General features: G+C 68.5%; 24 protein-coding genes. 19 read left to right on the top strand and 5 right to left on the bottom strand.

The features are described 5' to 3' along the window. Positions 1-254: 254 nt before the first annotated feature. Together P2T65_RS09185 and erpA are read right to left on the bottom strand one after the other, a co-directional pair. The gene (locus tag P2T65_RS09185) at positions 255-2,276 is read right to left on the bottom strand and encodes a hypothetical protein (protein WP_276199633.1); all 2,022 of its coding nucleotides are present in this window, start codon (positions 2,274-2,276) and stop codon (positions 255-257) included. 136 nt (positions 2,277-2,412) lie between these two features. Continuing rightward, positions 2,413-2,739: an iron-sulfur cluster insertion protein ErpA gene (erpA, locus tag P2T65_RS09180; protein ID WP_055458124.1), complete on the bottom strand. Its 327-nt coding sequence runs from the start codon at positions 2,737-2,739 to the stop codon at positions 2,413-2,415. A gap of 98 nt (positions 2,740-2,837) precedes the next feature. Here erpA and P2T65_RS09175 point away from each other — a divergent pair, with 98 nt between their 5' ends. The 14 genes from P2T65_RS09175 to P2T65_RS09110 all read left to right on the top strand — a co-directional run bounded on the left by P2T65_RS09175 (position 2,838) and on the right by P2T65_RS09110 (position 17,314). Further along, positions 2,838-4,046 (top strand): deoxyguanosinetriphosphate triphosphohydrolase, encoded by a 1,209-nt coding sequence (locus P2T65_RS09175; protein ID WP_055458125.1) that lies wholly within the window; start codon positions 2,838-2,840, stop codon positions 4,044-4,046. 59 nt (positions 4,047-4,105) lie between these two features. After that, positions 4,106-5,866 carry an arginine--tRNA ligase gene (gene argS / locus P2T65_RS09170; protein WP_276199632.1) on the top strand — a complete coding sequence of 587 codons (1,761 nt, stop codon included), beginning with the start codon at positions 4,106-4,108 and terminating at the stop codon, positions 5,864-5,866. Between the two features lie 128 nt (positions 5,867-5,994). Further along, the gene (locus P2T65_RS09165) at positions 5,995-7,503 is read left to right on the top strand and encodes an SPOR domain-containing protein (RefSeq protein WP_276199631.1); all 1,509 of its coding nucleotides are present in this window, start codon (positions 5,995-5,997) and stop codon (positions 7,501-7,503) included. Between the two features lie 144 nt (positions 7,504-7,647). Continuing rightward, a complete protein-coding gene (nagZ, locus tag P2T65_RS09160) occupies positions 7,648-8,685 on the top strand; it encodes a beta-N-acetylhexosaminidase (protein ID WP_071923863.1) in 1,038 nt (345 codons plus the stop codon). 36 nt (positions 8,686-8,721) lie between these two features. Beyond that, on the top strand, positions 8,722-9,537 hold the full coding sequence (locus P2T65_RS09155; protein ID WP_071923862.1) for a ScpA family protein: 816 nt from the start codon (positions 8,722-8,724) through the stop codon (positions 9,535-9,537). Next, complete coding sequence (gene scpB, locus P2T65_RS09150; protein WP_055458129.1) at positions 9,534-10,238, top strand: SMC-Scp complex subunit ScpB; 705 nt, start codon at positions 9,534-9,536, stop codon at positions 10,236-10,238. Before P2T65_RS09155 ends, scpB begins: the two co-directional genes overlap by 4 nt. A 10-nt stretch (positions 10,239-10,248) precedes the next feature. After that, the gene (locus tag P2T65_RS09145) at positions 10,249-11,370 is read left to right on the top strand and encodes an ABC transporter ATP-binding protein (RefSeq protein ID WP_186437974.1); all 1,122 of its coding nucleotides are present in this window, start codon (positions 10,249-10,251) and stop codon (positions 11,368-11,370) included. 71 nt (positions 11,371-11,441) lie between these two features. After that, a complete protein-coding gene (locus tag P2T65_RS09140; protein ID WP_055458130.1) occupies positions 11,442-11,693 on the top strand; it encodes a twin-arginine translocase TatA/TatE family subunit in 252 nt (83 codons plus the stop codon). An 83-nt stretch (positions 11,694-11,776) separates the two neighbouring features. After that, a complete protein-coding gene (gene tatB / locus P2T65_RS09135; protein WP_071923860.1) occupies positions 11,777-12,433 on the top strand; it encodes a Sec-independent protein translocase protein TatB in 657 nt (218 codons plus the stop codon). After that, on the top strand, positions 12,430-13,218 hold the full coding sequence (tatC, locus tag P2T65_RS09130; protein WP_055458132.1) for a twin-arginine translocase subunit TatC: 789 nt from the start codon (positions 12,430-12,432) through the stop codon (positions 13,216-13,218). Before tatB ends, tatC begins: the two co-directional genes overlap by 4 nt. Positions 13,219-13,273: 55 nt before the next feature. Beyond that, complete coding sequence (gene serS, locus P2T65_RS09125) at positions 13,274-14,557, top strand: serine--tRNA ligase (protein WP_276199630.1); 1,284 nt, start codon at positions 13,274-13,276, stop codon at positions 14,555-14,557. Position 14,558: 1 nt separating this feature from the next. Beyond that, positions 14,559-15,320: a 5'/3'-nucleotidase SurE gene (gene surE / locus P2T65_RS09120; RefSeq protein WP_063185069.1), complete on the top strand. Its 762-nt coding sequence runs from the start codon at positions 14,559-14,561 to the stop codon at positions 15,318-15,320. Further along, complete coding sequence (locus tag P2T65_RS09115; RefSeq protein ID WP_082464698.1) at positions 15,301-16,002, top strand: protein-L-isoaspartate O-methyltransferase; 702 nt, start codon at positions 15,301-15,303, stop codon at positions 16,000-16,002. The genes surE and P2T65_RS09115 overlap by 20 nt, the downstream gene beginning before the upstream one ends. A 136-nt stretch (positions 16,003-16,138) precedes the next feature. Then, complete coding sequence (locus P2T65_RS09110) at positions 16,139-17,314, top strand: M23 family metallopeptidase (RefSeq protein WP_276199629.1); 1,176 nt, start codon at positions 16,139-16,141, stop codon at positions 17,312-17,314. 116 nt (positions 17,315-17,430) lie between these two features. Here the strand turns inward: P2T65_RS09110 and P2T65_RS09105 are convergent, their stop codons facing one another. After that, positions 17,431-18,336 carry an ATP-binding protein gene (locus tag P2T65_RS09105; RefSeq protein WP_055458136.1) on the bottom strand — a complete coding sequence of 302 codons (906 nt, stop codon included), beginning with the start codon at positions 18,334-18,336 and terminating at the stop codon, positions 17,431-17,433. Positions 18,337-18,602: 266 nt separating this feature from the next. On the opposite strand from P2T65_RS09105, the gene yajC reads away from it, so the two are divergent. From yajC to P2T65_RS09080, 5 genes are all read left to right on the top strand, one after another. After that, the gene (gene yajC, locus P2T65_RS09100) at positions 18,603-18,893 is read left to right on the top strand and encodes a preprotein translocase subunit YajC (protein ID WP_183316164.1); all 291 of its coding nucleotides are present in this window, start codon (positions 18,603-18,605) and stop codon (positions 18,891-18,893) included. A 62-nt stretch (positions 18,894-18,955) separates the two neighbouring features. Next, entirely contained in the window at positions 18,956-20,566 is a 1,611-nt protein-coding gene (secD, locus tag P2T65_RS09095; RefSeq protein ID WP_276199628.1) for a protein translocase subunit SecD, read from the top strand. Positions 20,567-20,592: 26 nt separating this feature from the next. Further along, the gene (gene secF, locus P2T65_RS09090) at positions 20,593-21,543 is read left to right on the top strand and encodes a protein translocase subunit SecF (RefSeq protein WP_055458139.1); all 951 of its coding nucleotides are present in this window, start codon (positions 20,593-20,595) and stop codon (positions 21,541-21,543) included. A 15-nt stretch (positions 21,544-21,558) separates the two neighbouring features. Next, positions 21,559-21,942 (top strand): MTH938/NDUFAF3 family protein, encoded by a 384-nt coding sequence (locus P2T65_RS09085; protein ID WP_055458140.1) that lies wholly within the window; start codon positions 21,559-21,561, stop codon positions 21,940-21,942. Between the two features lie 47 nt (positions 21,943-21,989). Further along, on the top strand, positions 21,990-22,832 hold the full coding sequence (locus P2T65_RS09080) for a phytoene/squalene synthase family protein (protein ID WP_276199627.1): 843 nt from the start codon (positions 21,990-21,992) through the stop codon (positions 22,830-22,832). Between the two features lie 63 nt (positions 22,833-22,895). Here P2T65_RS09080 and trmFO read toward each other — a convergent pair whose 3' ends face one another. After that, the gene (gene trmFO / locus P2T65_RS09075; protein WP_276199626.1) at positions 22,896-24,311 is read right to left on the bottom strand and encodes a methylenetetrahydrofolate--tRNA-(uracil(54)-C(5))-methyltransferase (FADH(2)-oxidizing) TrmFO; all 1,416 of its coding nucleotides are present in this window, start codon (positions 24,309-24,311) and stop codon (positions 22,896-22,898) included. A 142-nt stretch (positions 24,312-24,453) separates the two neighbouring features. Beyond that, the gene (locus tag P2T65_RS09070) at positions 24,454-24,609 is read right to left on the bottom strand and encodes a DUF1127 domain-containing protein (protein WP_019401899.1); all 156 of its coding nucleotides are present in this window, start codon (positions 24,607-24,609) and stop codon (positions 24,454-24,456) included. Between the last annotated feature and the right edge of the window lie 211 nt (positions 24,610-24,820).

Below are 24,820 nucleotides of genomic sequence, written 5' to 3'. Positions count from 1 at the left end.
CCCCCCGCGGGCCGGGCGGGGGGGGGGCTGCCCGGCCCGGGGGCGGCCACCCCACGCCGCGAGGCTGGCACGAGCGCACAAGACGTGGATGGCAACAGCAGCGCGCCTCGCGTCTCTTTGCAGTGACGCAAGTTGGGCAAGCCCGACTTGCGTTGGACAAGCCCGGCCATGACGAGGGAGAAGTTGCGCTTACCATCCCGCGTCGCTGCCGTTCGCAGATGGCATCGCGCCGCTGTGCCCGGCGCTGCCGAGGCCTATTCTGCCTTGGCCTCGATCGTCACCTGCTCGAACAATGTCGCGGGTTCGCCGCCAGCGGCGGCGAAGTCGGCGAGGCCGAGGCCGCCCGCGTTGTTGGCGGTTGCCGTGACGTTGAGCGCGCCGGGCTTGGCGACGAAGCGCGCCACGGCATTGGCGAGCGTCCGTGCGCCCTCGGAATTGCCGAGGAAGGCAGGCACGACGATGGCGGCGCCCATGCCGTATTCCTTGCGCAGGTCGTCCGGCTTGCGCTTCTGCTTCTTCGCCTCCTGCTCCAGGAAGCGCTCGAAGATGCCGCCATTCTCGACGGCGAATGACAGGCGCTTCGCCGTCGCCGACATGAGGGCGACCTGCTGGATGGCCTCGTCCGACGAAAAGATGTCCTTCGTGACATTGCCGAGGAGGGCCGAGAGCGTCACGGCACCCATGTCCTTGCCGTTGAACGACAAAGTCTTGACGGCGAGTTCCTGCTTGTCCGGCGCCCAGGCGGCATCGAGGGCGAACGACAGGTCGAGCGCCTCATAGCCCATGGCGCGCAGCTCCTTGAGCCCGTCCTTGTCGGTGCCCGCGGGCAGGGCCATGGCGAAATGGTCAACGCGCGCGCCGAGTTCGGTCGGGATGTCGTCGACGATATTGCCGGCCTTGAGGTCGATGGCGCCGATCGCCATCTTGATCCGCTCGCCGGCCTTCACGGCCCGCTTGTCCTTGCCGCGGCGCGGCTCGTCCTCGTCGGCCGGGATGTCGATGTCGATGGCCTCGATGCGGGCATGGCCGATCAGGGGCACGAATTTCCGGGCGTCGAGATCCTCGAAATCCGTATCGGGTGCGGCGAGCGCCTCTTTCAGCCGCTCCAGCATCGGGCGCCAGACGATTTCGGAGAAGCTCATGCCGCCGAAGCGCATTTCGGCATCCGGCGTGACGAAGCGCATGCCGGTGACCGAGAAGCTGGGGCCGGTCGCATCGGCGCTCATGGCGATGCGCTCCATCTCGCCGTCGATCGGCTCGCCCTTCTTCTCGTCCTTGCCCTTGAAGGTGAACCCGGAAGCCTCGAAGCCGCCGATCTCGAAAGCCGTCATCATGTCGACGAGGCGCATGAAGAAGGCCTTGCGCTCCGCGGATGACAGCTTCTCGAAGTCGTCAACCTTGCCGAGCGCGTCGATGGTGCCGAGCCAGGAATCGGCCGTCGGGCGCGCCTTGAAGGCGCGGCCGGAGATGCGCGCGACACCGACCTCGTTGCCCTTCGCATCGCGCATGCTGAAGTTCTCGACGCTGAAGGCGCCGTAAAGCCGCTTCGGCTCGGTGTCGCCCGGGCCGGCCTTCTCGCCATAGACGCGGGCTGTCTGCACCGTGTCGAAATCGTCGATGGTGATCGGACCCACGGAGCCGGTGGTCAGCCCCTCCTTCTTCCCGTCAATCCGCATCGTGGCGCGCGGGACGGCGATGGCAGAGATGACGCCTGCCCTGATGTCGCGCATCTCGATGTCGTGATAGGTCACCGTCTGCTGCATGTCGCCGACGGTCTGCTCCATCGTCAGCTCGGGGATGCGCACCGCGCTTGCGGTCAGGGCAGCGAGCCGCTCGGATAGGGGCTGCGTCGCCGCCTTGTCGAAGATGCGGGCAATCGTCGCCTGGTCGAGGTCCGTCCCCGAGACGAGGATGCGCGGCATGCGGAGGGTCAGGCCGTCGAGCACGACAGAGACGCCTTCGAGCGTCACGTCGCCCGCGGCAAGAGCGGAGCTGCCGAGAAGGCCCCGGCCCGGCAGCACGATGCGGTCGATCGAGATCGTCGCGCCCGGCGTGGCGAGACGGAGGCCGTCGACGGCGAGGGGGCCGAACAGCGCACCGGAAACGGCATCGACCGTTCCGGCGGGCGCCAGGATCCGCGACAGCCGCCATGCGGTGAATTCGTCCGCCACCGGCAAGGCGCCGACGAGCGCGATCGCCGCCGCGCCGGCAAGAAGGATGTTCCGGCGCCTGCGTGCGCTGAAAACGGGCCTGGCGGGGCGAACTGCGGATGTCATAGGGAGCTCCTGATCAACGATTGCCCGTTCATCTAGAGGAGCGAGGTTACCATTCGATGTGCGCCAGCGCAGCGTCGGCGCGCGCCGCTGTCCGGCTCGCGTCGAGATTGTCCGCCCGCCGGCAGGGGACGTCGGATCAGAGCGAGAAGGACGTGCCGCAGCCGCAGGAGGCGGTGGCGTGCGGGTTCTCGATCTTGAAGGACTGGCCGATGAGGTCGTCGACGAAATCGACCACCGAGCCGTCGATATATTGCAGGGAGACGGAATCGACGACGACGGCCGCGCCGTCGCGCTCCACGATCACGTCGTCGTCGCTGCTGTTGCGCTCGATATCGAAGGCGTACTGAAAGCCCGAGCAGCCGCCGCCGTTGACGCTGATGCGCAGCATGCTGCCTTCGGGTTCCCCCTTCAGCACCTCCTTGATGCGCCTGGCGGCGCGCTCCGTCACAGTAATTGCCGACATCTCAGGCAAGATCCGTTCATATCCGTGCCGCGAGGCTTGCCTCGCCATTCACTGAAAAGGTAAGTGCGGTCGGCGTCCGCCGCAACAGGGAGCCAGACATGCAAGCGCACGGCGAGCGTTGGCGCGCACCCTATGCCTGCGATCCGGCGGCGAGCCGCGGCCGGCTGATCCGGGAAGAGACGTCGCCGACGCGCAGCGAGTTCCAGCGCGACCGCGACCGCATCATCCATTCCACCGCCTTCCGGCGTCTGAAGCACAAGACGCAGGTCTTCGTCTATCACGAGGGCGACCACTACCGCACGCGGCTCACCCACTCCATCGAGGTGAGCCAGATCGCCCGCGCCATCGCCCGCTCGCTGGGGCTCGACGAGGATCTCGCCGAGGCGCTCGCCCTCTCGCACGACCTCGGCCATACGCCCTTCGGCCATACGGGCGAGGACGCGCTCGATGCCTGCATGGAGGGTTTCGGCGGTTTCGACCACAACGCCCAGGCCCTGCGCATCGTCACCCGGCTCGAGCGGCGCTACGCCACCTTCGACGGCCTCAACCTGACCTGGGAGACGCTCGAGGGGCTCGTCAAGCACAACGGCCCGCTCGTCGACGCGGACGGCCGGCCCTTCGGCCGCTATGGTGAGCGCGGCGTGCCGGGCGCCATCACGGAATACAACGAGCGCGACGATCTGTGGCTCGCGACCCATGCCGGCGGCGAGGCGCAGGCCGCCGCCATCGCCGACGACATCGCCTATGACGCACACGACATCGACGACGGCCTCAGGGCCGAGCTCTTCGCGCTCGACGACCTCAGGGCGGTGCCGTTCCTCGCCGAGCTGCTCGACGACATCGCCCGCCGCTATCCGGGGCTCGAACGCCCGCGCGTCATTCACGAACTCGTGCGCCGGGTGATCACCCGTTTTGTCGAGGATGTGATCGCCGAGAGCGGCCGGCGCCTGGCGCGCCTCGCCCCGGCCGATGCGGATGCCATCCGCCGGGCGGGCTTGCAGGTCGTCGCCTTCTCGCCGGCCATGGCGGCGGCCGACGAGGCCATCAAGGGCTTCCTCTACCCGAACATGTACCGCCATCAGCGCGTCATGCGCGTGCGGCGGGAGGCGGAGGCGGTGGTGCGCGATCTCTTCGGCAAATTCGTGCGCGAGCCGCAGCTGATGCCGGAGGAATGGCGGCTCGACCGAGCCCGGGAGGAGGAGCCGCGCGTCGCCCGGCGCGTCGCGGACTATATCGCCGGCATGACGGACGGCTATGCCCTGCAGGAGCACCGCCGCCTGTTTGACGCAACACCGGAATTGCGCTAGGGCGCCGCCTTCGGAAGGGCGCCCCTGTCGGCGCGGCTTATGTTGTCTCAAGGACGGCCATGAACATCTTCGACGCGTACCAGCGCCGCCTCGCCGGCGCGATCGAGCGGCTCGTCGCCGCGGGCAAGCTGCCTGAGGGGCTCGATCTGTCGCGCGTCGTCGTCGAGCCGCCGCGCGATCCCGCCCACGGCGACCTCGCCACCAATGCCGCCATGGTGCTCGCCAAGCCGGCCGGCACCAATCCGCGCGCGCTCGCGGCCCTCGTCGCCGAGGAGCTGCAGCGGGAGGAGGGCGTCACCGCCGTCGAGATCGCGGGGCCGGGCTTCATCAACCTGCGCCTCGCGCCCGCCGTCTATCAGGACGTGCTGCGGGCGGTCGCCGGCCTCGGCACCGATTTCGGCCGCGGCGCTGCGAGGACCGGCAAGCCGGTCAACGTCGAATATGTCTCGGCCAACCCCACCGGGCCCATGCATGTCGGCCATGGTCGCGGCGCCGTCTTCGGCGATGCGCTCGCCGGGCTCCTGGCCTTCGCCGGGCACGAGGTGACGCGCGAATATTACATCAACGACGCCGGCGCGCAGATCGAGGTCCTCGCCCGTTCCGCCTTCCTGCGCTATCGCGAGGCGCTCGGCGAGGACATTGGCGCCATTCCCGAAGGGCTCTACCCGGGCGATTACCTCAAGCCGGTCGGCGAGGCGCTGAAGGAGCGCCACGGGGCGAGCCTCGTCGACATGGACGAGGCCGCGTGGCTGCCGATCGTGCGCGATGCGGCCATCGACGCGATGATGGCGATGATCCGCGACGACCTCGCCGCGCTCGGCGTCGTGCACGACGTCTTCTTTTCCGAGCGCGCCCTGCACGGCAAGAACGGCGGTGCCATCGCCGAGACGATCGCGAGCCTCGAAGGGCGCGGCTATGTCTACCGCGGGCGCGTGCCGCCACCGAAGGGCCAACTGCCGGAGGACTGGGAAGACCGCGAGCAGTTGCTCTTCCGCGCGACCGATGTCGGCGACGATATCGACCGGCCGCTCATGAAGTCCGACGGCAGCTACACCTATTTCGCCGCTGACGTTGCCTATATGCGCGACAAGTACGAGCGGGGCTTCCGCGAGCTCATCTATGTGCTCGGCGCCGATCACGGAGGCTATGTGAAGCGCCTTCAGGCGGTCGGCCGGGCCATCGGTGGCGAGGATCTCGCGGTCATCGTGCTCCTGTGCCAGCTCGTCAAGCTGCTGCGCGCCGGCGAGCCGGTGAAGATGTCGAAGCGGGCGGGTGACTTCGTCACCCTGCGCGAGGTCATCGACGAGGTCGGCCGCGACGCGGTGCGCTTCATGATGCTGTTCCGCAAGAACGATGCGCCGCTCGACTTCGACCTCGCCAAGGTGGTCGAGCAGTCGAAGGACAACCCCGTATTCTACGTGCAGTATGCCCACGCGCGCTGCGCATCGGTCTTCCGCCAGGCGGCCGAGGCCTTTCCCGATCTCGACGTGAGCGGCGTGGCGCTGTCGCGTGCGGATCTCACCATTCTCGACGATGCGGCGGAGATTGATCTCGTCAGGCAGATCGCGCAGTATCCGCGCATGATCGAGAGTGCGGCGGCATCGCATGAACCGCACCGGGTGGCGTTCTACCTGCACGATCTCGCCAGCGCGTTCCATAGTCTATGGAACCGCGGCAAGGAGTCGCCCCAATTACGGTTTGTTAATCAAACCGATCGAAAGTCGACCCTGGCGAGGCTGGCGCTCGTGCATGCGGTGCGGTCGATCCTTGCGTCGGGTCTTGCGGTGCTGGGTGTGGCCGCGCCCGAAGAGATGCGCTGAAGGCGACCTGCGTCGCGCTGCCGTAGGCATGGGGCCGGTGCGCGTCAGCTGGTCGATTGATCGGCGCGCTGGTCATGGTCTGCGTGCGGCTGCATGGGCGGTCGGCGCATGGAGTGCGGACAAGGCCCATGAACGAAACAGCGAAATCACGCTTCCTGCTCGATCTCGACGACCTGGAGCGTCAACTGCGCCAGTCGCCCAAGGATGAGCGCGGCTCCCGCGCGGATGATCCGCTCGCAGAACTCGCGCGCATCGTGGGGCAGGACGATCCCTTTCGCGATCTCCTCAACGCCCCGCCGCAGCGGCCAGTGCCGCAGCGGGCCGAGCCGGCCTTCGACTTCGGCGACGTGCCGCTGCGCGGAATGCAGCAGGAGGCCGCTGCCGCCGCCATGCCGGTGGCCGATCCCTTCGAGGCAGCCTTCGAAAAGGCGCTGCTCGGAGATGCTTCCACGTTGCCGCCGCAGAACGCCGCCGCCGGCGGTTTCGACGGCTACCGGGACGATGACTGGGGCGCGCCAGCCGGCCGATCCGCCGTACATATGCCCCAGCAGGCAGACGATGGCGAGTACCAGCCGGCCCAGGTCAGTGCCTATGATCCGCGCTCGTTCGACATCGACCAGGGCTACGTCGAGGAAGGCTATGCCGGCGAGGGCGACGAGGAGCCCGCCCGGCCGCGGCGCGGCCGCAAGGGCCTGATCGCGGTCGCTTCGGTCCTGGCCATGGCGGCCGCGGGCGTCGCCCTGGCGCTCAATTATACGGGCGGGGAGGGCGGCGCCGGCGGAGAGCCGCCGCTGATCAAGGCTGCCGCCGAGCCGGCGAAGATCGCGCCGCAGAACCCCGGCGGTGTCGAAATCCCCAACCAGAACAAGCAGATCTACGAGCGCGCCGATGCGGCCAAGAAGCCGACGGACGCGAATGTCGTTCGCCAGTCGGAGCAGCCGGTCGACGTCAATGCGTTGCTGAACGCCAATGGGGGTGGCGCACCCGATGCGCAGCCCGCCCTCGACGACCTGCGCCTGACGATGCCCGAGGGGTTCGAGGCGGCCAGCCAGTCGATCCCCGGCCTGGGCGATCCCAGGCGCGTGAAGACGGTCGCCGTGCGGCCCGACGGCAGCGTGATCGGCGGCGGGCAGCCTGCTCCGGCGCGGGCGCAGGCCACGGAGCGGCCGCCGATGACCGTTCCGGCGCCGGAGGCAGCAGTCGTGACGCCTTCCACGCCGGAGCCCGTGCCTCAGGCGGCCGAGCCGCCCCGACAGCCGGCACAGCGCACCGCGCCGCTGTCGATCGTGCCGCAGGCATCCCAGCCACAACCGGCGCAGCCCGCGCGCGTTGCTGCCGCTGAACCGGCCGTGCCGGCACCCGATACACGCCCGGCGGCTGCGGTCGCGCCGCGCGGCGGCGATTTCGCGGTGCAGCTCGCGGCCCGGCCCAGCGAGGCCGCGGCGCGCGAATCCTTCGCCCAGCTGCAGCGCCGCTACAGCGATCTCGGCAGCTTCGAGCCGATGATCCGGCGGGCGCAGGTGGGCGAGCGCACCGTTTATCGCCTGCGCGTCGGCCCGATGAGCCGCGACGAGGCGGCGAACCTGTGCTCTTCGCTCCAGTCCCAGGGCGGTGACTGCTTCGTGGCCCGCAACTGACGGGGCGGCCGATCATCGGCATCCATGCGGCGGCGCCTCCCCGGTGGCCGCCGCATCGCGTTGCGGATGGTCGCACTTTTTCGGCCGATCGGATTGGTCTAGATCCGGCGGCATGACCATCCCTGCTGTGACGAGATGCCGGACATGACGGCGATCAAGGCCTTTATCGCCGGCTGTGCCGGCCATGTGCTCAGCCCGGACGAGGCGGCCTTCTTCCGCGAGGCGCAGCCCTGGGGCTTCATCCTCTTTCGGCGCAATGTCGACACGCCGGACCAGGTGCGGCGGCTGACGGACGCCCTGCGCGAGAGCGTCGGGCGCGCCGATGCGCCGGTGCTCGTCGACCAGGAGGGCGGGCGCGTGCAAAGGCTTGCCCCGCCGCACTGGCCGGCCTATCCGCCCGCCGCGGCCTTCGGCCGCCTGCCGGCCAACGACTTCCTGCTCAGGCGCGAGGTGGCGCGGCTCGGGGCGCGGCTCATCGCGCACGACCTCCGGGCCGTCGGCATCACCGTTGATTGCATGCCTGTGCTCGACGTGCCGGTGCCCGGGGCCGACAGCGTCATCGGCGACCGGGCGTACGGGCGCGACGCGCGAGAGGTCGCCGTGCTCGGCCGCGCCTGCGCGGAGGGGCTTCTTGCCGGCGGCGTGCTGCCGGTCGTCAAGCACGTTCCCGGCCACGGCCGCGGCAATGCGGACAGCCACCACGCACTGCCGGTGGTCGAGGCGGTGCGAGAGGATCTGGCGGTGAGCGACTTCCTGCCCTTCCGGGTGCTGGCGGACATGCCGCTCGCCATGTCGGCGCACATCATCTACCGCGCGCTCGACCCGCGCCGGCCGGCGACGGTCTCGCGCCGCGTGATCGGCGAGGTGATCCGCGGGGAGATCGGTTTCGGCGGCCTGCTGATGAGCGACGACATCTCCATGAATGCGCTCGCCGGCACCATCGGCGAGCGCGCGCGCGCCGCGAGCCGCGCCGGTTGCGATATCGTTCTGCATTGCAACGGCAGGCTCGAGGAGATGAAAACAGTAGCCGAAGTGGTTCCAACCCTTGCAGGGATGGCGCGGGCGCGGGCCGCGGCGGCACTCGCGCGCCTCGCGCACGAGCCGGAACCTTTCGATGTGGCGGAGGGCCGCGAGCGGCTGAAGTCCGCGCTTGCCATGGGCAGCGTCGGCGCCGAAACTTGATTCGGGCTGGAGAATCGCCCGCACAACGGTTGATTGATGTCTGTTGTCGAACTGCCCTTCGAGGAGGTTGCCGAGCGCGGCACGAGCGAGCCTGCCCTGATCGTCGATGTCGATGGTTTCGAGGGCCCGCTCGATCTGCTGCTCGAGCTTGCGCGCCGGCAGAAGGTCGATCTCGCGCGCATCTCGATTCTCGCCCTTGCGGAGCAGTACATCGTCTTTATCGAGGAGGCGCGACGCCTTCGCCTGGAACTCGCGGCGGATTACCTCGTCATGGCCGCTTGGCTCGCCTATCTCAAGTCCCGCCTGCTGCTGCCCGAGAAGCCGAAGGGCGACGAGCCGAGTGCATCCGACCTCGCGAGCGCCCTGACCCTGCGTCTGCAGCGGCTCGAAGCCATCCGCGCCGCCGCGCGCCGGCTGTCGGACCTCGACCAGCTCGGCCGCGACGTCTTCGCCCGCGGGGCGCCCGAGCCGATGTCGGTGGTGGCGCGGCCGACCTGGGATGCGACGCTCTACGACCTGCTCGACGCCTATGCCCGCCAGCGCCAGAAGGCGGCGAATGCGCGTGTGACGTTGCGCAAGCGCTTCGTCTGGTCGCTGGTGGAGGCGCGCGACGCGCTGGAGCGGCTCGTCGGCAGCGCACAGGACTGGACGGCGCTGGACGAGTACCTCATCGCCTATGTCGCGGCGCCCGGCATGCAGGCCACGGTGCGCGCCTCGGCCCTGTCGGCCACCCTCGAGATGGTGCGCGAAGGCGTGCTCGACCTGCGCCAGGACGGCGCCTTCGCGCCGCTGTGGATCCGCCGGCGTGCCGGCCTGGGGCAATCCGACAGCGGGGAAGGCGGGGTGGCATGAGCGCCAATGTCGAGCGCTTCGACCGGCACGACGAGGCTGCCGAAGCCTTCGTCCAGGCGCTGCGCATCGCCGAGGCGCTGCTCTTCGCCTCGCGCGAGCCGGTGAGCGAGGCGGCCATCGCCGAGCGGCTGCCGAAGGGAGCCGAGGTCGCCGCCGTGCTCGACCGGCTGCAGCATCTCTATGCCGGGCGCGGGGTCAACCTGCGGCGGGTGGCGCAGGGCTGGATGTTCCGCACCGCCTCGGACCTGTCCTATCTGCTGGCGCGCGAGCTGGCCGAGCCGAAGAAGCTCTCGCGCGCGGCGCTCGAGACGCTCGCGATCATCGCCTATCACCAGCCCGTGACGCGTGCCGAGATCGAGGACATCCGGGGCGTCGCCACCTCGCGCGGCACGCTCGACCTGCTGCTCGAAACCGGATGGGTGCGTCTGCGCGGCCGGCGCCGCACGCCCGGCCGGCCGGTGACCTACGGCACGACGCCTGCCTTCCTCGCGCATTTCGGGCTCGAGGGCATCGATGATCTGCCTGGGCTTGACGAGCTCAAGGGGGCAGGTTTCTTCGAGGGGCGTCTGCCGTCCGGCTTCTCCGTGCCGGTACCGAGCGACGCGCCGGGGCTTCGCGATGACGAGGATCCGCTGGAGGAGGATCTCTTCTTCCTGCGGGAGCCGGACGTGGACGAGCCGCTGACGGACAGTGACCAGTGACGGATGGGTGATGAGCGACAGCGTGATGCGTGAGCCGGTGCGGTGGCCCTGGCGGGAATGGGGGCCGCGCGGCACGGCGGGGGCGGCCTTCCCGTCCTCGCTCAGCATCGAGGATGTGCACCAGGCCTATGGCGAGGTGGCGGCGTTGTCGGGCGTGTCGCTGTCGGCCGACCCCGGCGAGATCGTCGGGCTGCTCGGCCATTCGGGTTGCGGCAAGACGACGCTGCTGCGCATCGCCGCCGGCATCGAGCGGCCGACGGCCGGCCGGGTGGTGCTCGACGGGCAGGAGGTTGCGGGGCCGAACGCCTTCGTGGAGCCGGAGGCGCGCGGCGTCGGCTTGATGTTTCAGGACTATGCGCTGTTCCCGCACCTGACGAACCTGCGCAATGTCATGTTCGGGCTGCGCCGCCTGCCGCCAGCAGAGGCGGAAAAGGTGGCGCGCCGTGCGCTTGCCCGCGTCGGGCTCGACCGTTATGCGGAGGATTATCCGCACATGCTGTCGGGCGGCGAGCAGCAGCGCGTGGCGCTCGCGCGGGCCGTGGCGCCGCGTCCCGGCATCCTGCTCATGGACGAGCCATTCTCAAACCTCGACCGGCGCATGCGCGACGCGATCCGTGACGAGACGGTGGCCTTGATGCGCGAGACGGGGGCAACGGCCATCGTCGTGACGCACGATCCGGAGGAGGCGATGCGCATCGCAGACCGCATCGTGCTTATGCGCGGCGGCAAGGTGGAGCAGATCGGTACGGCGGAAGAACTCTACCGCCGGCCGCAGTCCCTGTTCGCAGCCCGCTTCTTTTGCGATTTCAACGAGCTGCCGGGCGACGTGAAAGCAGGAAGGGTCATGACGCCGCTCGGCGCCTTCCCGGCGCCTGGAGAGCCCGAGGGACAGGCCGTCGTCTGCGTGCGGCCGCAGGGCATCGTTGTCGGTACCCCCGGGGAAGGCATACCGGGGCGGATCACGATGCGGTGTTTCCTTGGGGAGGTCGATCTTCTGCACATTTCGCTCCACGGCCTCGAACGGCCGTTGCAGGCCCGGTTACGCAACGGCGGGCCGTTCCACGAAGGGCAGGACGTGGGTGTGACGATCATGCCTGACGAAGTTCTTGTTTTCGCCGCGGGGGGAGCCTAGTTTCGGGGCGAAGACGGGAGAGCGCTGCGTGGCGCGTGAAGACGCCGGAACGGCGCGTGGAGAAGCAGGTTATGGGTGGCGCAAGCATCTGGCATTGGATTGTCGTCGGTCTGGTCGTTCTGCTGCTCTTCGGGCGCGGCAAGATTTCAGAGATGATGGGTGACGTCGCGAAGGGTATCAAAGCCTTCAAGAAGGGCATGGCCGAGGACGACACCAGCGAGCCTGCGGCTTCGCCGGCGTCCGACAAGGGCAAGGTCATTGAGCATAAGGCGACGCCGACGGCCGAGGTCGACGCGAAGGCGAGCGAGCGCAAGGCCGGTTGATCCGGGACAATCGCGTGTAACAGGTCCGGTCGGGATGCCGCGCGCATCCCGCTGGCTTCGTGACGCAGGCAGTTGAGCGCGCCATGTTCGACATCGGTTGGAGCGAGCTTCTCATCGTCGGGGCGATCGCGCTCATCGTCATCGGTCCGCGCGACCTGCCGCGCACGCTGCGCGCCATCGGGCAGATGACGGCGAAGATCCGCCGCATGGCCGGCGAATTCCAGGGCCAGTTCAATGAGGCCATGCGCGAGGCCGAACTCGACGAGATCCGGCGCAACGTCGAGAGCGTCAAGGACGTGACCTCGGCCTTCGACAAGCCCTTCAACCCCATCGAGACGGCGCGCAACGAGATCAAGAGCGCCATCGAGGGCGCGGGCACCGTCGCCAAGGAAGACGCGGCCGCCAAGCAAGGCACGGGCAAGGCCGGCGCCGCTGCCGGCCCGGAACTGGTCGATCTGCCGCCGCCGGACCTGCCGGCCGCGCCGGATCCCACCAAGGCGATGGCGGCTGCACCACCGGCCGAGCCGGCGCCCAGGCCGAGGCGCGCGACGAAGGCCGCCGCGACCGCGGCGCCCAAGGCCGTCGAAGCCAAGGCTGCCGCGAAGCCGCGGACAAGCAAGACGGTTGCCGCGAAGCCCAAGGCCGAGGTGACAACCGCCAGGCCGGCGGCATCGAAGGCCCGGCGCACCACAACGAAGAAGAAGACCGTCGCGTCTCCGGCTGACGGGGGCGGCGCATGAGTCAGGAAGACATCGACGCAACGCGCGCACCGCTCATCGAGCATCTGATCGAGCTGCGCTCGCGCCTCATCAAGTCGCTCATCGCCTTCCTCGCGACGTTTTTCCTCAGCTTCCTGTTCGCGAAGCAGATCTACAACGTCCTGATCTGGCCTTACATGTTCGCGGCCGGGCCGGAGGCGCAGATCCAGCTCATCTACACCGCGCCACTCGAATATCTGTTCACGCAGATCAAGATCGCGCTGTTCGGCGCCGCCTTCCTGTCCTTCCCCGTGGTGGCGGCGCAGATCTACATGTTCGTGGCGCCGGGCCTCTACAAGAACGAGCGCGAGGCCTTCCTGCCCTATCTCGTTGCGACACCGATTTTCTTTCTGCTCGGTGCGGCGGTGGTCTTCTTCATCGCCATGCCGATCGTGATGCGTTTCTCCATCGGCCAGCAACAACTCGCCGAGGCCGGCCAGGCCGCGATCACGCTGCTGCCGAAGGTGAGCGAATACCTCTCGCTCATCATGACGCTGATCTTCGCCTTCGGTATCTGCTTCCAGTTACCTGTCATCCTGACGCTGCTTGCGCGGGCCGGGCTCATCGACAGCGCCTTCCTGAAGGACAAGCGGCGCTACGCCATCGTGCTCGTCTTCGTGCTGGCCGCGCTTTTGACGCCGCCCGACGTCATCAGCCAGCTCGCCCTTGCCCTGCCGACGCTGCTCCTTTACGAGGCTTCCATCTTCTCCGTCCGCATGGTCGAGAAGAAGCGCGCGGAAGCCGAGGCCGCGCGCGAGGCGGCCTGACGGCAATGCCCGCCGGAGCGGCCGCTGCCTCGTCCATCGGCCGATCCGGATTGCCATGCACGATATCCGTTTCATTCGCGAGAACCCGCAAGCCTTCGACGCCGGCCTTGCCCGCCGCGGCCTCCCGGCCCAGGCCGAGGCCCTGATCGCGCTCGACGAGAAGCGCCGGTCCGTCATCACCGGGCTGCAGGCCGCGCAGGAGCGGCGCAACGCCCTTTCGCGCGAGATCGGCGAAGCGAAGAAGGCGAAGGACGAGGCGCGGGCCGAAGCGCTGATGGCGGAGGTCGCCGCGCTCAAGGATGCGATGCAGGCCGGCGAGACGGCCGAGCGCGCCGCTATCGCCGAGCTCGATGCCGCGCTCGCCGCCATCCCCAACCTGCCCAAGGCGGACGTGCCGGACGGGCCGGACGAGAGCGCCAATGTCGAGCGCCACCGCCATGGCGACAAGCGGGCCTATGCTTTTCAGCCGAAAGAACATTTCGACCTCGGCGAGGCGCTCGGCCAGATGGATTTCGAGGCTGCGGCCAAGCTCTCGGGCGCGCGCTTCGTGGTGCTCAAGGGGCAACTCGCCCGGCTTGAGCGCGCCCTCGGCCAGTTCATGATCGACTTGCACACCACAGAGCACGGCTACACCGAGGTCAGCCCGCCGCTCCTGGTGCGGGACGAGGCGGTCTATGGCGTCGGTCAACTGCCTAAGTTCGAGGAGGATCTTTTCCGCACCACGGACGATCGTTGGCTGATTTCGACGGCCGAGGTGCCGCTGACGAATCTCGTGCGCGAATCAATTCTTTCCGAGGAGGAGTTGCCCCAGCGCTTTACGGCGCTGACGCCTTGCTTCCGCTCGGAGGCCGGATCGGCCGGGCGCGACACGCGCGGTATGCTGCGCCAGCATCAGTTCTCCAAGGTTGAGCTCGTCTCGATCACGACGCCGGAGGCCTCCGCCGAGGAGCACGAGCGCATGCTCGCCGCGGCCGAGGCCGTGCTGAAGAAGCTCGACCTGCACTACCGCGTCGTGACGCTATGCACCGGCGACATGGGCTTCGCCTCGCAGAAGACCTACGACATCGAGGTATGGCTGCCGGGGCAGGGCGCCTATCGCGAGATTTCGTCCTGCTCGGTCTGCGGCGATTTCCAGGCCCGGCGCATGCGCGCCCGCTACCGGCCGAGGGACGTGAAGGAGCCGCGCTTCGTCCACACGCTCAACGGTTCGGGCACGGCTGTCGGGCGCGCGCTCATCGCCGTCATGGAGACATGGCAGAACGAGGACGGCTCCATCACCGTCCCTCCCGCCCTTGCGGGCTACATGGGCGGGATCACGCGAATCGAGAAGACGGGCTGACATGCGCATCCTTTTGACGAACGACGACGGCATTCACGCTCCCGGCCTCAAGGTGCTGGAGGAGATTGCCCGCGCCCTCTCCGACGACCTGTGGATCTTCGCGCCGGAGACGGACCAGAGCGGCGTCTCGCATTCGCTGTCGCTCAACGACCCGCTGCGCCTGCGCATGGTCAACGAGCGCCACTATGCCGTGCGCGGCACGCCGACGGATTGCGTCATCATGGGCCTGCGCCACGTGATGAAGGACAATCCGCCGGATCTGATCCTGTCCGGCGTCAACCGCGGCCAGAACGTGGCCGAGGACGTGACCTATTCCGGCACCATCGCCGGGGCGATGGAGGGCACGCTGCTCGGCGTGCCGTCGATCGCGCTGTCGCAGGCCTACGGCTCCTACGGGCGCGCGGCCATTCCCTGGGACTGCGCCCGGGCGCATGCTCCCGGCATCATCCGCCGGCTTATCGAGGCAGGCATCGAGCCGGGCATCCTCGTCAATGTCAACTTCCCCGCCTGCGAGCCGCAGGAGGTGAGGGGCACGGCCGTCACGGTACAGGGACGGCGCGACCAGGCCCTTCTCAACATAGAGGAGCGCCGGGACGGGCGCGGCAATCCCTATTACTGGCTTGTCTTCGCCCGCGAGAAGAGAGAGGCGGGCGCCGGCACGGACCTGCGCGCCATCGCCGAAAACCGCATCTCCATCACCCCGCTCGAGCTCGACCTGACGCACGAGCCGACCATGACGCGCTATGCGCGACTTTTCGGGTAATCCCGACGCCCTCGACGAAGCCGATGCCGACGCCGGGCCGGTGACCGGCGCGGAGGAGACGGTCGCCTTCCTGTTGAGCCTCAGGGCGAAGGGCATCCGCGACACGGCGGTGCTGAGAGCGATGGAGGTCGTGCCGCGCGACATGTTCGCGCCACGGCGCTTCGCCGATCTCGCGCGAGCCGACGTGTCGCTGCCGCTGCCGTGCGGCCAGACGATGACGGCGCCCGGCATCATCGCCGCCATGCTGAAGGCGCTCGCCGTTCAGCGGCATCACCGCGTGCTCGAGATCGGCACCGGCTCGGGCTATCTATCGGCCGTGCTCGGCCATCTCGGGCGCGAGGTCATTTCGATCGAGCGGTTCCGCACGCTGGCGCTTGCGGCGGCCGAGCGCATCGCTTCGCTCGGCCTGTCGCACGTGCGCATCATGCCCGGCGACGGCCTCGGCATCGGCAATCTCGGCGGTACCTTCGACCGTATCATCCTCAATGGCCTTGTGCCGGCTGCACCGGCCACGCTCACGTCGACCCTGCCGCCGGGTGGACGCCTCGTGACGGCGCGGATCGTAGAGGGGGTCTCGCGCATCGTCATGATCGAGCGCGGAGCCGACGGGGAACTGGTCGAGACGTCGCTGCAGCCGGCGCGCATGCCGCCGCTGGCGCGCGGGCTGGCACGGGCGTTGTGACGGGCGCGTCCCCAGAGCTGTTCCGGCGGCTTTAGGATGACCGACGATGGTGCTGCCGCGGCCGACATCGAAACGGTTGCTTAACCTGAATCCCTTTTAATCACCCCAGATGCGTTGCGTTCTCGTGGGTGGTTCAATGGGTCAGAGCGTTGTCAACGAGCAGTCATGGCTCCTGGTGCGCCTCGCTGCTGTCAGCCTGGTTGCGGGCGTTGCGGCCGGCTGCAGCTCGGACGTGATGCGCTTTACGGAAGATCCGTTCTCGAACCCCTTCAAGGACCCCGGCGTGACCGGCAGCGTGCAGGCCTCGCCGCCTGCCCCCGTCGCCAGCCAGCCGCTTTCCTCTCCCGGCATGGCCTCCACCTACCGGCCGACGCAGCCTGTGCAGCCGGCGGCTTATGTGCCGCCGTCCCAGCCGGTGCGGGCGACCGGCGCGCCCCAGGCCGTCACGGGCAGCGCCAATGGCTGGACCGCACAGGGCGGCAGCGCCATCTATGTCGGCACCGGCGATACGCTCGCGAGCATCTCCGGCCGCTATGGCGTGCCGACGGCCGCCATCCTGGCTGCCAACGGCCTGACCAGCGCATCGCAGATCACCCCGGGGCGCCAGATCATCATCCCCGTTTACAATCCCGGAGCGTCATCCGTCGCCGCTGCCCCGCAGCCGGTGAGGGTCGCCTCCGCCGCCAATTCCGTGCCCGTCGCCGCGCCGGTGGCGGTTCCGGCTCCGCCGCGGGCGGCTCGCCCCGCAGCGTCTGTCAAGGCGGCCGAGCCGTTGGCCGAGAAGCCTGTGCAGGTCGCAAAGCTCGAGCCGAAGGCCGAGCCGAAGTCGCAGGAGATCAAGACGGTGCCGTCACCGCTCCCGGCCGAGGCGGCCAAGCCGGAAGAAAAGGCGTCGGAGCCGACCCGCACGGCGAGCCTCAATCCAGCCGAGGTTGCCGGCGGGCTCGAATTCCGCTGGCCGGCGCGCGGCCGCGTCATTGCCGGCTTCGGCGGCAAGGGCGGCAACGAGGGCATCAATATCGCACTGCCCGAGGGCACGCCCGTCAAGGCCGCCGAGAGCGGCACGGTGGCCTACGCCGGCAGCGAACTCAAGGGATACGGCAATCTCATCCTTATTCGCCACGACAACGGCTGGGTGAGTGCCTACGCTCACAACAGCGAGCTTCTCGTCAAGCGCGGGGAGAGCGTGCGGCGCGGCCAGACCATCGCCAAGTCCGGGCAGACGGGCAATGTCTCCTCGCCCCAGCTGCACTTCGAACTGCGGCGCGGGTCGAGCCCCGTCGATCCGATGCCGCATCTCGCGGGATTGTGAGGCGGACGCGGCGCCGGATGCGGCGATGATGATCGAGGCAAATGATCGGTGCGCGTGAGACCCTGCGCCGATCACAGGAGGCGGGCCCGGTGTGCACCGGGCCCGTTTTCTTTGGTTCAGGCCTCGAGCCTGATGCCGAGACGGCCCGCAAGATCCTGGACGAACTGCCAAGCCGTGCGGCCGGACCGGGCGCCGCGCGTCGTCGCCCATTCGAGCGCTTCGGCGCGCAGGCGCTCGCGGTCGTAAGCGAGGCCGAAATGCGCGGCATAGCCGTTGATCATGTCGAGGTATTCGTCCTGGCTGCACTTGTGGAAGCCGAGCCATAGGCCGAAGCGGTCGGACAGCGACACCTTCTCCTCCACGGCTTCGCCGGGGTTGATGGCGGTCGAACGCTCGTTCTCCATCATGTCGCGCGGCAGGAGGTGGCGGCGGTTGGAGGTGGCGTAGAAGATGACGTTCTGCGGGCGCCCCTCGATGCCGCCCTCGAGGACGGCCTTCAGGGACTTGTAGGACGTGTCGTCGCTGTCGAAGGACAGATCGTCGCAGAAGACGATGAAACGGTGCGGGTCCGCCTTGAGCAAGCTCATCAGGGCCGGCAGACTCTCGATGTCCTCGCGGTGGATCTCGACGAGCTTCAGCGACCGCTCGCCCTCCCGCCGCGCGAGCCGCTCGTTGGTTTCGGCGTGGATGGCCTTGACGAGCGAGGACTTGCCCATGCCGCGCGCCCCCCAGAGCAGCGCGTTGTTGGCCGGCAGGCCGCGGGCGAAGCGCTCGGTATTCTCCGCCAGGACGTCACGCATGCGGTCGATGCCGCGCAGGAGAACGAGGTCCACCCGGTTGACCTTCGGCACGGGATCGAGCCGGGCCGGGGAAGGATGCCAGACGAAGGCGTCGGCCGCATTGAGGTCGGGGGCCGTCGCTGCGCGCGGAGCGATCCGCTCGAGGGCGTCGGCGATGCGCGTCAGCGTCGACAGGAGCGCGTCCCTGTCGGCGCTTGTTGGGGCGGGCGGTTGTGGGGGCATTCCTCGGCCTGTCTTTCCTCGTTGGACTTGTCGTCGCGCGTGCCCGGCGCGAGGACGGTGGCGATATTCGCACCGGAGCGGTCCTGCGACGAGCCGTGCGCACCGACGTGCGGGCGGTTTGCTTTCGGCGGGCTCATCGTTATAGTCCGCGCGCTCTAATAACCCTTTGCGCCGCATGCATGCCAGCGATGCGGTTTTTCGCCGGAGGTCAGTCAGTGATCACGCCAGCCTTCGCTCAGTCCGCCGGATCCGCCGGCGGGGGCGACATGCTCATTCAGCTCGTTCCGTTCATTCTGATCTTCGTCATCATGTGGTTCCTCATCATCCGGCCGCAGCAGCGGCGGGTGAAGGCCCACCAGGAGATGATCAAGAATGTGCGGCGCGGCGACACCATCGTCACCTCGGGCGGCCTCGTCGCCAAGGTGACCAAGGTGGTCGACGACGGCGAGATCGAGGTGGAGATCGCCGAGGGCGTCAAGGCGCGGCTCGTCCGTGGCATGATCTCTGAGGTTCGCTCCAAGTCCGAGCCGGTCAAGGCCGAGGCAACGAAGAGCTGATCGATACCGCGCGCGGCGACGGCCAGCCGTTGCCGCGCCTTGCCCTGCGTCAAGGCTGTCCCATGCTGCGCTTTTCGACCACCAAGGTCGTCATCATGCTCGCCGTCACGGCTTTCGTCTGCCTTCTGGCAGTGCCGAACCTGATGGCGCCCGATACCCGCACCGCGATCCGCCAGGCCGTTCCGGGCTGGGTGCCGTCGTGGCTTGTGCCGACGCAGGCCATCGTGCTCGGTCTCGATCTGCAGGGCGGCTCGCACGTGCTGCTCGAAGTCGATTCGAACGACCTCGTGCGCTCGCAGGTGGCGGCGCTGCGCGACGACGTGCGGCGCGTCCTGCGGGAGACGCGGGTTGCGCCGCAGGGCGGCATCGTGGCGATGCCGCGCGGCGTGCAGCTGCGCCTCGCAGACGCGGCGGACGTCGAGAAGGTGATGCCGCGGCTGCGGGAGCTGTCGCAGCCGATCAGCAACGCGATCATCGGCCAGACGGGCGAGCGCAATATCGACATCACGGCGAACGGCGATTCCATCCAGCTCACGCTGAGCCAGGCCGGCGTCGACGAGCGCGTGCGGCGCGCCGTTGATCAGGCCATCGAGGTGCTACGCCGGCGCGTCGACGCCCTCGGTACGACCGAGCCGAATATCCAGCGCCAGGGCGCGGACCGCATCCTGGTGCAGGTGCCGGGCCTGCAGGATCCGCAGCGGCTGAAGGAAATCCTCGGCCGCACGGCCAAGTTGCAGTTCCGCTTCATGGCCGAAGGTGGGGCGAGCCCATCGGAGGTCGAGATGATGCCGTCGCGCGACAGCGGCGGCCAGATGATGCCGGTCGAGCGCCGCGTCATCGTCGAGGGCGAGGACCTCACCGATGCGCAGCCGGCCTTCGACCAGCGCACCGGCGAGCCCATCGTCAATTTCCGTTTCAATGTGCGCGGCGCCCAGCGCTTCGGCCAGGCGACGAGCGAGAACGTCGGCCGCCCGCTCGCCATCGTGCTCGACAACGAGATCATCTCCGCGCCGCGCATCCTGCAGCCGATCACCGGTGGTTCGGGCCAGATCTCGGGCAACTTCACGGTGGAGCAGGCGAACAACCTCGCCATCCTTCTGCGCGCCGGCGCGCTGCCGGCGAAGCTGACCATTGTCGAAGAGCGTACGGTGGGGCCGGGGCTCGGCCAGGATTCGATCGAGGCCGGCAGGCTCGCGGCCATCGTCGGCACGATCCTCGTCGCCATCTACATGATTGCCTGCTACGGCCTGTTCGGCGTGATGGCCAATATCGCGGTGCTCATCAACGTCATCATGATCCTGGGGCTTCTGTCGGCGTTGGGAGCCACGCTGACGCTGCCGGGCATCGCCGGCATCGTGCTGACGGTTGGCATGGCGGTCGACGCGAACGTGCTCATCTACGAACGCATCCGCGAAGAGCGCCGGATGGGGCGCTCGGTCATCTCGGCGCTCGATGCGGGCTTCAGCCGAGCCCTGTCCACCATCGTCGATTCCAACATCACGACGCTGATTGCGGCGGTCGTCTTGTTCCTGCTCGGCTCCGGGCCGGTGCGCGGCTTCGCCGTCACCCTCTCTGTCGGCATCGTGACGACGGTCTTCACGGCCTTCACCCTGACGCGGCTGATGGTGGCGTTGTGGTTCCGCACCCTGCGCCCGACCACCATTCCGCTTTGATCTGCTGGACCGAGTGAACGAAAACCATGCGTCTCCTGCGCTATATACCGGACGACACCAAGTTCGGCTTCATGCAGTATCGCCGGATCAGCTTTCCGCTGTCGGCGGTGCTGTCGGTCCTGACGATCGTGCTCTTCTTTGCCGTGGGCATGAATTTCGGCATCGACTTCCGCGGCGGCACGCTCATTGAGATGCAGGCGCGGAACGGCGTGGCTGACCCCGGCTCCATCCGCCAAACGGCGGGCGGGCTGGGCTTCGGCGACGTCGAGGTGCAGACCTTCGGCGGCCCCGACGAAGTGCTGATGCGCTTCGGCCTGCAGGGCGACAGCGAGCAGGCGCAGCAATCCTTGGTCAGCGCCGTGCGCGGCGCCTTCGAGGCCGACTATGAATTCCGTCGGGTCGAAGTGGTCGGGCCGCGCGTCTCGGGCGAACTCGTTCAGTCCGGCACGCTCGGTGTCGTGGTGGCGGTCCTTGGCGTTCTCATCTATTTGTGGTTCCGTTTCGAGTGGCAGTTCGCCGTCGGCGCGGTCATCGCCACGCTGCACGATCTCGTCCTGACCATCGGCTTCTTTTCGATCACGCAGCTCGAGTTCAACATGACCTCGATCGCGGCCATCCTGACCATCGTCGGCTATTCGCTAAACGACACGGTGGTGGTCTACGATCGCATCCGCGAGATGCTGCGCAAATACAAACGCCTGTCGCTGCCAGACATCATCGACATCGCCATCAATTCGACGCTCTCGCGCACGATCATGACGGCGACGACGACCTTCCTCGCCCTCCTGGCGCTTGCCGTCTTCGGCGGGGCGGTCATCGAGAGCTTCTCGCTCGCGATGATCTTCGGAGTCGTGATGGGCACCTATTCGTCGATCTTCATTGCCGCCCCGGTGCTCATCTATCTGGGGGCGAAGGTCGGTGGCGAGGGGGAGGCCGGCGAGAAGACGCAGGCCTCCGCGCCGCAGGCGGCGCCCTGACGGGAATTGAGCACGATGGCCGAGCGGCGATACGAGGGCTTCGTACCCGGCCGGCACCAGATCGATGCCTATGGCAACGGCGGCTTCCGTTTTGCGGACATGTCGCACAAGGGCTCGGTCCTGGCGCTGCCTTCCGGCGTCAAGGCATGGGAGGCGACATCGGGTCAGGGGCTCGCCCCGGCCGACTTCCTGGCCGTGCGTGCAGAAGCGGATGACATCGAGCTGCTCATCGTCGGCACGGGCGTCGAGCTCGTGCCCCTCAGCGAGGCCGTGCGCTGGCACCTGCGCGAGCTGCGCATCGCTGTCGAGGTGATGCCGACCGGTGCGGCGGCACGCACCTACAACGTGCTGGTGGCCGAAGGGCGCAAGGTCGCTGCGGCGCTCGTCGCCGTCGCCTGAGCCACCGCGCTGCAGCCAGAAAGGGCCCAGCCGTGAATGACGCCGCCATGCCGAACGTCGCCTTCGCGCATTGCGCCGAGGAGGTCCGCGGTCACGATCCGGACCGGTTCTTCGCCAGCTTGTTCACGCCGGCCGGGAAGCGGCCCTATCTCCACGCCCTTTACGCCTTCAATCTCGAGATTGCCCGCGTGCGGGAGGTGGTGAGCGACCCGATGCCCGGCGAGGTGCGCCTGCAATGGTGGCGGGACGAGCTCGCGGGACAGGCGCGGGGCGATGCCGAGGGCCATCCGGTCGCCGCGGCGCTGCGGGAAACCGTGGCCCGCTTCCGGCTGCCCGTCGAAGCGCTCGTTGCACTCATCGACGCGCGCAGCTTCGACCTCTACGAAGACCCCATGCCAAGCCTCGGCGACCTCGAGGGCTATTGCGGCGAAACCGCATCGGCGCTGTTCCGCCTCGCATCCCTCATCCTCGCCGATGGCGGCGAGGCCGGGCCGGCCGATGCGGCGGGCCATGCCGGCGTCGCCTACGGCATCACCATGCTGCTGCGCGCCTTCCCTTGGCATGCGGCGCGCGGCCAGCTTTATCTGCCGGCGGATGTCCTTGCCCGTCACGGCCTTTCCCGCATGGAGGCTCTGGCGCGGGACGAGGCGGCGCGGCTCGCGCCGGTCCTCGCCGAGATGCGGGCGCTTGCCGAGGACCACCGGCGGAAGGCGCTCGCCTTCATCGCCGAGGTGCCGGGTGCCGTGCGCCCCGCCTTCCTGCCGCTGGCCGTGGTCGCGCCGTATCTCGCGCGGATGGAGCGGCCCTACGATCCCTTCCGCGACCTTGTCGAGGTGCCGCAATGGCACCGCCAGTGGGCGCTGTGGCGCCTGGCGCGGCGGCTCGGCTAGAGCCGGATCCGACCAGACTGGTCGACCTGATCGACGAATCCGGCCCAAACTCCACAAAGGATCCTATTCGGCGGCCTGACGGTCTCGCCCGTCGAGCCAGGCGGCAAGGTCCGTCCGCGCGCGGTCGGTCAGCGCCTTCTTCTTGGCGACCGCCTTGTCTTTGCCGCGCAGGCGCCGTCCGTCCGTGCCCTTCGGCGCGGTATCGAGCGGCGGGAAGAGGCCGAAGTTGATGTTCATCGGCTGGTAGGACTGCGGGCCGCCGTCGATGGTGGCGATGTGGCCACCGGTGATGTGGTTGACGAGGGCGCCCAGCGCCGTGGTCGCCGGCGGCGGGTTGAGTGCCTCGCCGAGCCGCTCGGCGGCGGCGAAGCGGCCGGCGAGAAGGCCGATGGCGGCGCTTTCGACATAGCCCTCGCAGCCGGTGATCTGGCCGGCGAAGCGCAGGCGCGGCTCCGCCTTGAGGCGCAATGTGCCGTCGAGCAGCCGGGGCGAATTGATGAAGGTGTTGCGGTGCAGGCCGCCGAGGCGGGCGAATTCCGCATTCTCGAGGCCCGGGATCATGCGGAAGATGCGCGTCTGTTCGGCATATTTCAGCTTCGTCTGGAAACCGACCATGTTGAACAGGGTGCCGAGCGCATTGTCCTGCCGCAGTTGCACCACCGCATAGGGGCGCTCGTCCGGTTTGTGCGGGTTGGTGAGGCCGACCGGCTTCATGGGCCCGTAGCGCAGCGTCTCGCGGCCGCGCTCGGCCATCACCTCGACGGGCAGGCAGCCGTCGAAATAGGGCGTGTCCTTCTCCCACTCGCGAAAATCGGTCTTCTCGCCGGCCAGCAGCGCATCGACGAAGGCCTCGTATTCCTCGCGTGTCATGGGGCAGTTGAGGTAGTCGGCGCCGGTGCCGCCGGGGCCGGCCTTGTCGTAGCGTGACTGTGCCCAGGCGACCGACATGTCGATGCTGTCGCGGTAGACGATCGGCGCGATCGCGTCGAAGAAGGCGAGCTCGCCTTCGCCGGTGAGGGCACGCACCGCCTCGGCGAGCGCCGGCGAGGTGAGGGGGCCGGTCGCCACGATGACGCTGTCCCAGTCGGCCGGCGGCAGGCCGGCGATCTCCTCGCGGGCGATGGTGACGAGCGGGTGCCCGGCGAGAGCCTGGCTCACGGCCTCGGAGAAGCCGTCGCGATCGACGGCGAGCGCGCCGCCGGCCGGCACCTGATGCGCATCGCCCTTGGCCATGATGAGGGAGCCGAGCGCCCGCATCTCCTGGTGCAGGAGGCCCACGGCATTGCTCTCGGCATCATCGGAGCGGAAGGAATTGGAGCAGACGAGCTCGGCGAGGCCTTCGGTCTTGTGGGCCGGCGTCATGCGCACGGGGCGCATCTCGTGCAGGACGACGGGCACGCCGCGCGAGGCGATCTGCCAAGCGGCCTCCGAACCGGCGAGGCCGCCGCCGATGACGTGAATGGGTGTGATCGTGGTCATGCCGCCTATGTGTCCGCAGGCCGGGCCCGCGTCAAGGCGCGCGCCGAGGCCTCGAAAACACGAACGCCCGCTTGTGGCGGGCGTTCCGAACAGACGGTCCGGTGGATGGGCGCAGCTGGCGAAGCCGCCGCGGTGCTCATCCTCAGACGGCAGCGTGCTTCTTCGCGACGAAGGGAATGTCCCAGCGCGAGATGCCGAGGTCGTTGAGCTCGCGGTCGGTCAGACGCGACAGCTCACGGACGGTCTCGCGGTAGCGAATGTACGCCTTGATCTTGGCGAGGATGTAAGAAACGAACATGGGGCTCTCCTATTCTTGCGGTCGCGAACTGCTTGTTGCGCCGAACTGGACACACACTAGTTGTTGCGATGCAGCATATAAGTGCGGCAACGCACATTGAGGAGAGGCAAGTTCGTATGACAGACCCGCGTGGCCTGCATAACGGTGCGGCAAACCTGTCAAGATTCAGGCACCGTTATGCCCTCGGCGTGGGCAACTGGCCGATTCGAGC

The organism is Chelatococcus sp. XZ-Ab1, from assembly GCF_029309855.1.
In the GTDB taxonomy this organism is placed as follows: Bacteria; Pseudomonadota; Alphaproteobacteria; order Rhizobiales; family Beijerinckiaceae; genus Chelatococcus_A; species Chelatococcus_A sambhunathii.
The sequence above is the reverse complement of the archived record's forward strand: the minus strand, read 5'-3'. Positions and strand labels throughout refer to the sequence as shown.

What these genes read in the sequence shown, in the direction of transcription:
- P2T65_RS09185 (WP_276199633.1), bottom strand. Translation starts at nt 2,276, where the DNA reads ATGACATCCGCAGTTCGCCCCGCCAGGCCCGTTTTCAGCGCACGCAGG.
- erpA (WP_055458124.1), bottom strand. Translation starts at nt 2,739, where the DNA reads ATGTCGGCAATTACTGTGACGGAGCGCGCCGCCAGGCGCATCAAGGAG.
- P2T65_RS09175 (WP_055458125.1), top strand. Translation starts at nt 2,838, where the DNA reads ATGCAAGCGCACGGCGAGCGTTGGCGCGCACCCTATGCCTGCGATCCG.
- argS (WP_276199632.1), top strand. Translation starts at nt 4,106, where the DNA reads ATGAACATCTTCGACGCGTACCAGCGCCGCCTCGCCGGCGCGATCGAG.
- P2T65_RS09165 (WP_276199631.1), top strand. Translation starts at nt 5,995, where the DNA reads ATGAACGAAACAGCGAAATCACGCTTCCTGCTCGATCTCGACGACCTG.
- nagZ (WP_071923863.1), top strand. Translation starts at nt 7,648, where the DNA reads ATGACGGCGATCAAGGCCTTTATCGCCGGCTGTGCCGGCCATGTGCTC.
- P2T65_RS09155 (WP_071923862.1), top strand. Translation starts at nt 8,722, where the DNA reads ATGTCTGTTGTCGAACTGCCCTTCGAGGAGGTTGCCGAGCGCGGCACG.
- scpB (WP_055458129.1), top strand. Translation starts at nt 9,534, where the DNA reads ATGAGCGCCAATGTCGAGCGCTTCGACCGGCACGACGAGGCTGCCGAA.
- P2T65_RS09145 (WP_186437974.1), top strand. Translation starts at nt 10,249, where the DNA reads ATGAGCGACAGCGTGATGCGTGAGCCGGTGCGGTGGCCCTGGCGGGAA.
- P2T65_RS09140 (WP_055458130.1), top strand. Translation starts at nt 11,442, where the DNA reads ATGGGTGGCGCAAGCATCTGGCATTGGATTGTCGTCGGTCTGGTCGTT.
- tatB (WP_071923860.1), top strand. Translation starts at nt 11,777, where the DNA reads ATGTTCGACATCGGTTGGAGCGAGCTTCTCATCGTCGGGGCGATCGCG.
- tatC (WP_055458132.1), top strand. Translation starts at nt 12,430, where the DNA reads ATGAGTCAGGAAGACATCGACGCAACGCGCGCACCGCTCATCGAGCAT.
- serS (WP_276199630.1), top strand. Translation starts at nt 13,274, where the DNA reads ATGCACGATATCCGTTTCATTCGCGAGAACCCGCAAGCCTTCGACGCC.
- surE (WP_063185069.1), top strand. Translation starts at nt 14,559, where the DNA reads ATGCGCATCCTTTTGACGAACGACGACGGCATTCACGCTCCCGGCCTC.
- P2T65_RS09115 (WP_082464698.1), top strand. Translation starts at nt 15,301, where the DNA reads ATGCGCGACTTTTCGGGTAATCCCGACGCCCTCGACGAAGCCGATGCC.
- P2T65_RS09110 (WP_276199629.1), top strand. Translation starts at nt 16,139, where the DNA reads ATGGGTCAGAGCGTTGTCAACGAGCAGTCATGGCTCCTGGTGCGCCTC.
- P2T65_RS09105 (WP_055458136.1), bottom strand. Translation starts at nt 18,336, where the DNA reads ATGCCCCCACAACCGCCCGCCCCAACAAGCGCCGACAGGGACGCGCTC.
- yajC (WP_183316164.1), top strand. Translation starts at nt 18,603, where the DNA reads ATGCTCATTCAGCTCGTTCCGTTCATTCTGATCTTCGTCATCATGTGG.
- secD (WP_276199628.1), top strand. Translation starts at nt 18,956, where the DNA reads ATGCTGCGCTTTTCGACCACCAAGGTCGTCATCATGCTCGCCGTCACG.
- secF (WP_055458139.1), top strand. Translation starts at nt 20,593, where the DNA reads ATGCGTCTCCTGCGCTATATACCGGACGACACCAAGTTCGGCTTCATG.
- P2T65_RS09085 (WP_055458140.1), top strand. Translation starts at nt 21,559, where the DNA reads ATGGCCGAGCGGCGATACGAGGGCTTCGTACCCGGCCGGCACCAGATC.
- P2T65_RS09080 (WP_276199627.1), top strand. Translation starts at nt 21,990, where the DNA reads ATGCCGAACGTCGCCTTCGCGCATTGCGCCGAGGAGGTCCGCGGTCAC.
- trmFO (WP_276199626.1), bottom strand. Translation starts at nt 24,311, where the DNA reads ATGACCACGATCACACCCATTCACGTCATCGGCGGCGGCCTCGCCGGT.
- P2T65_RS09070 (WP_019401899.1), bottom strand. Translation starts at nt 24,609, where the DNA reads ATGTTCGTTTCTTACATCCTCGCCAAGATCAAGGCGTACATTCGCTAC.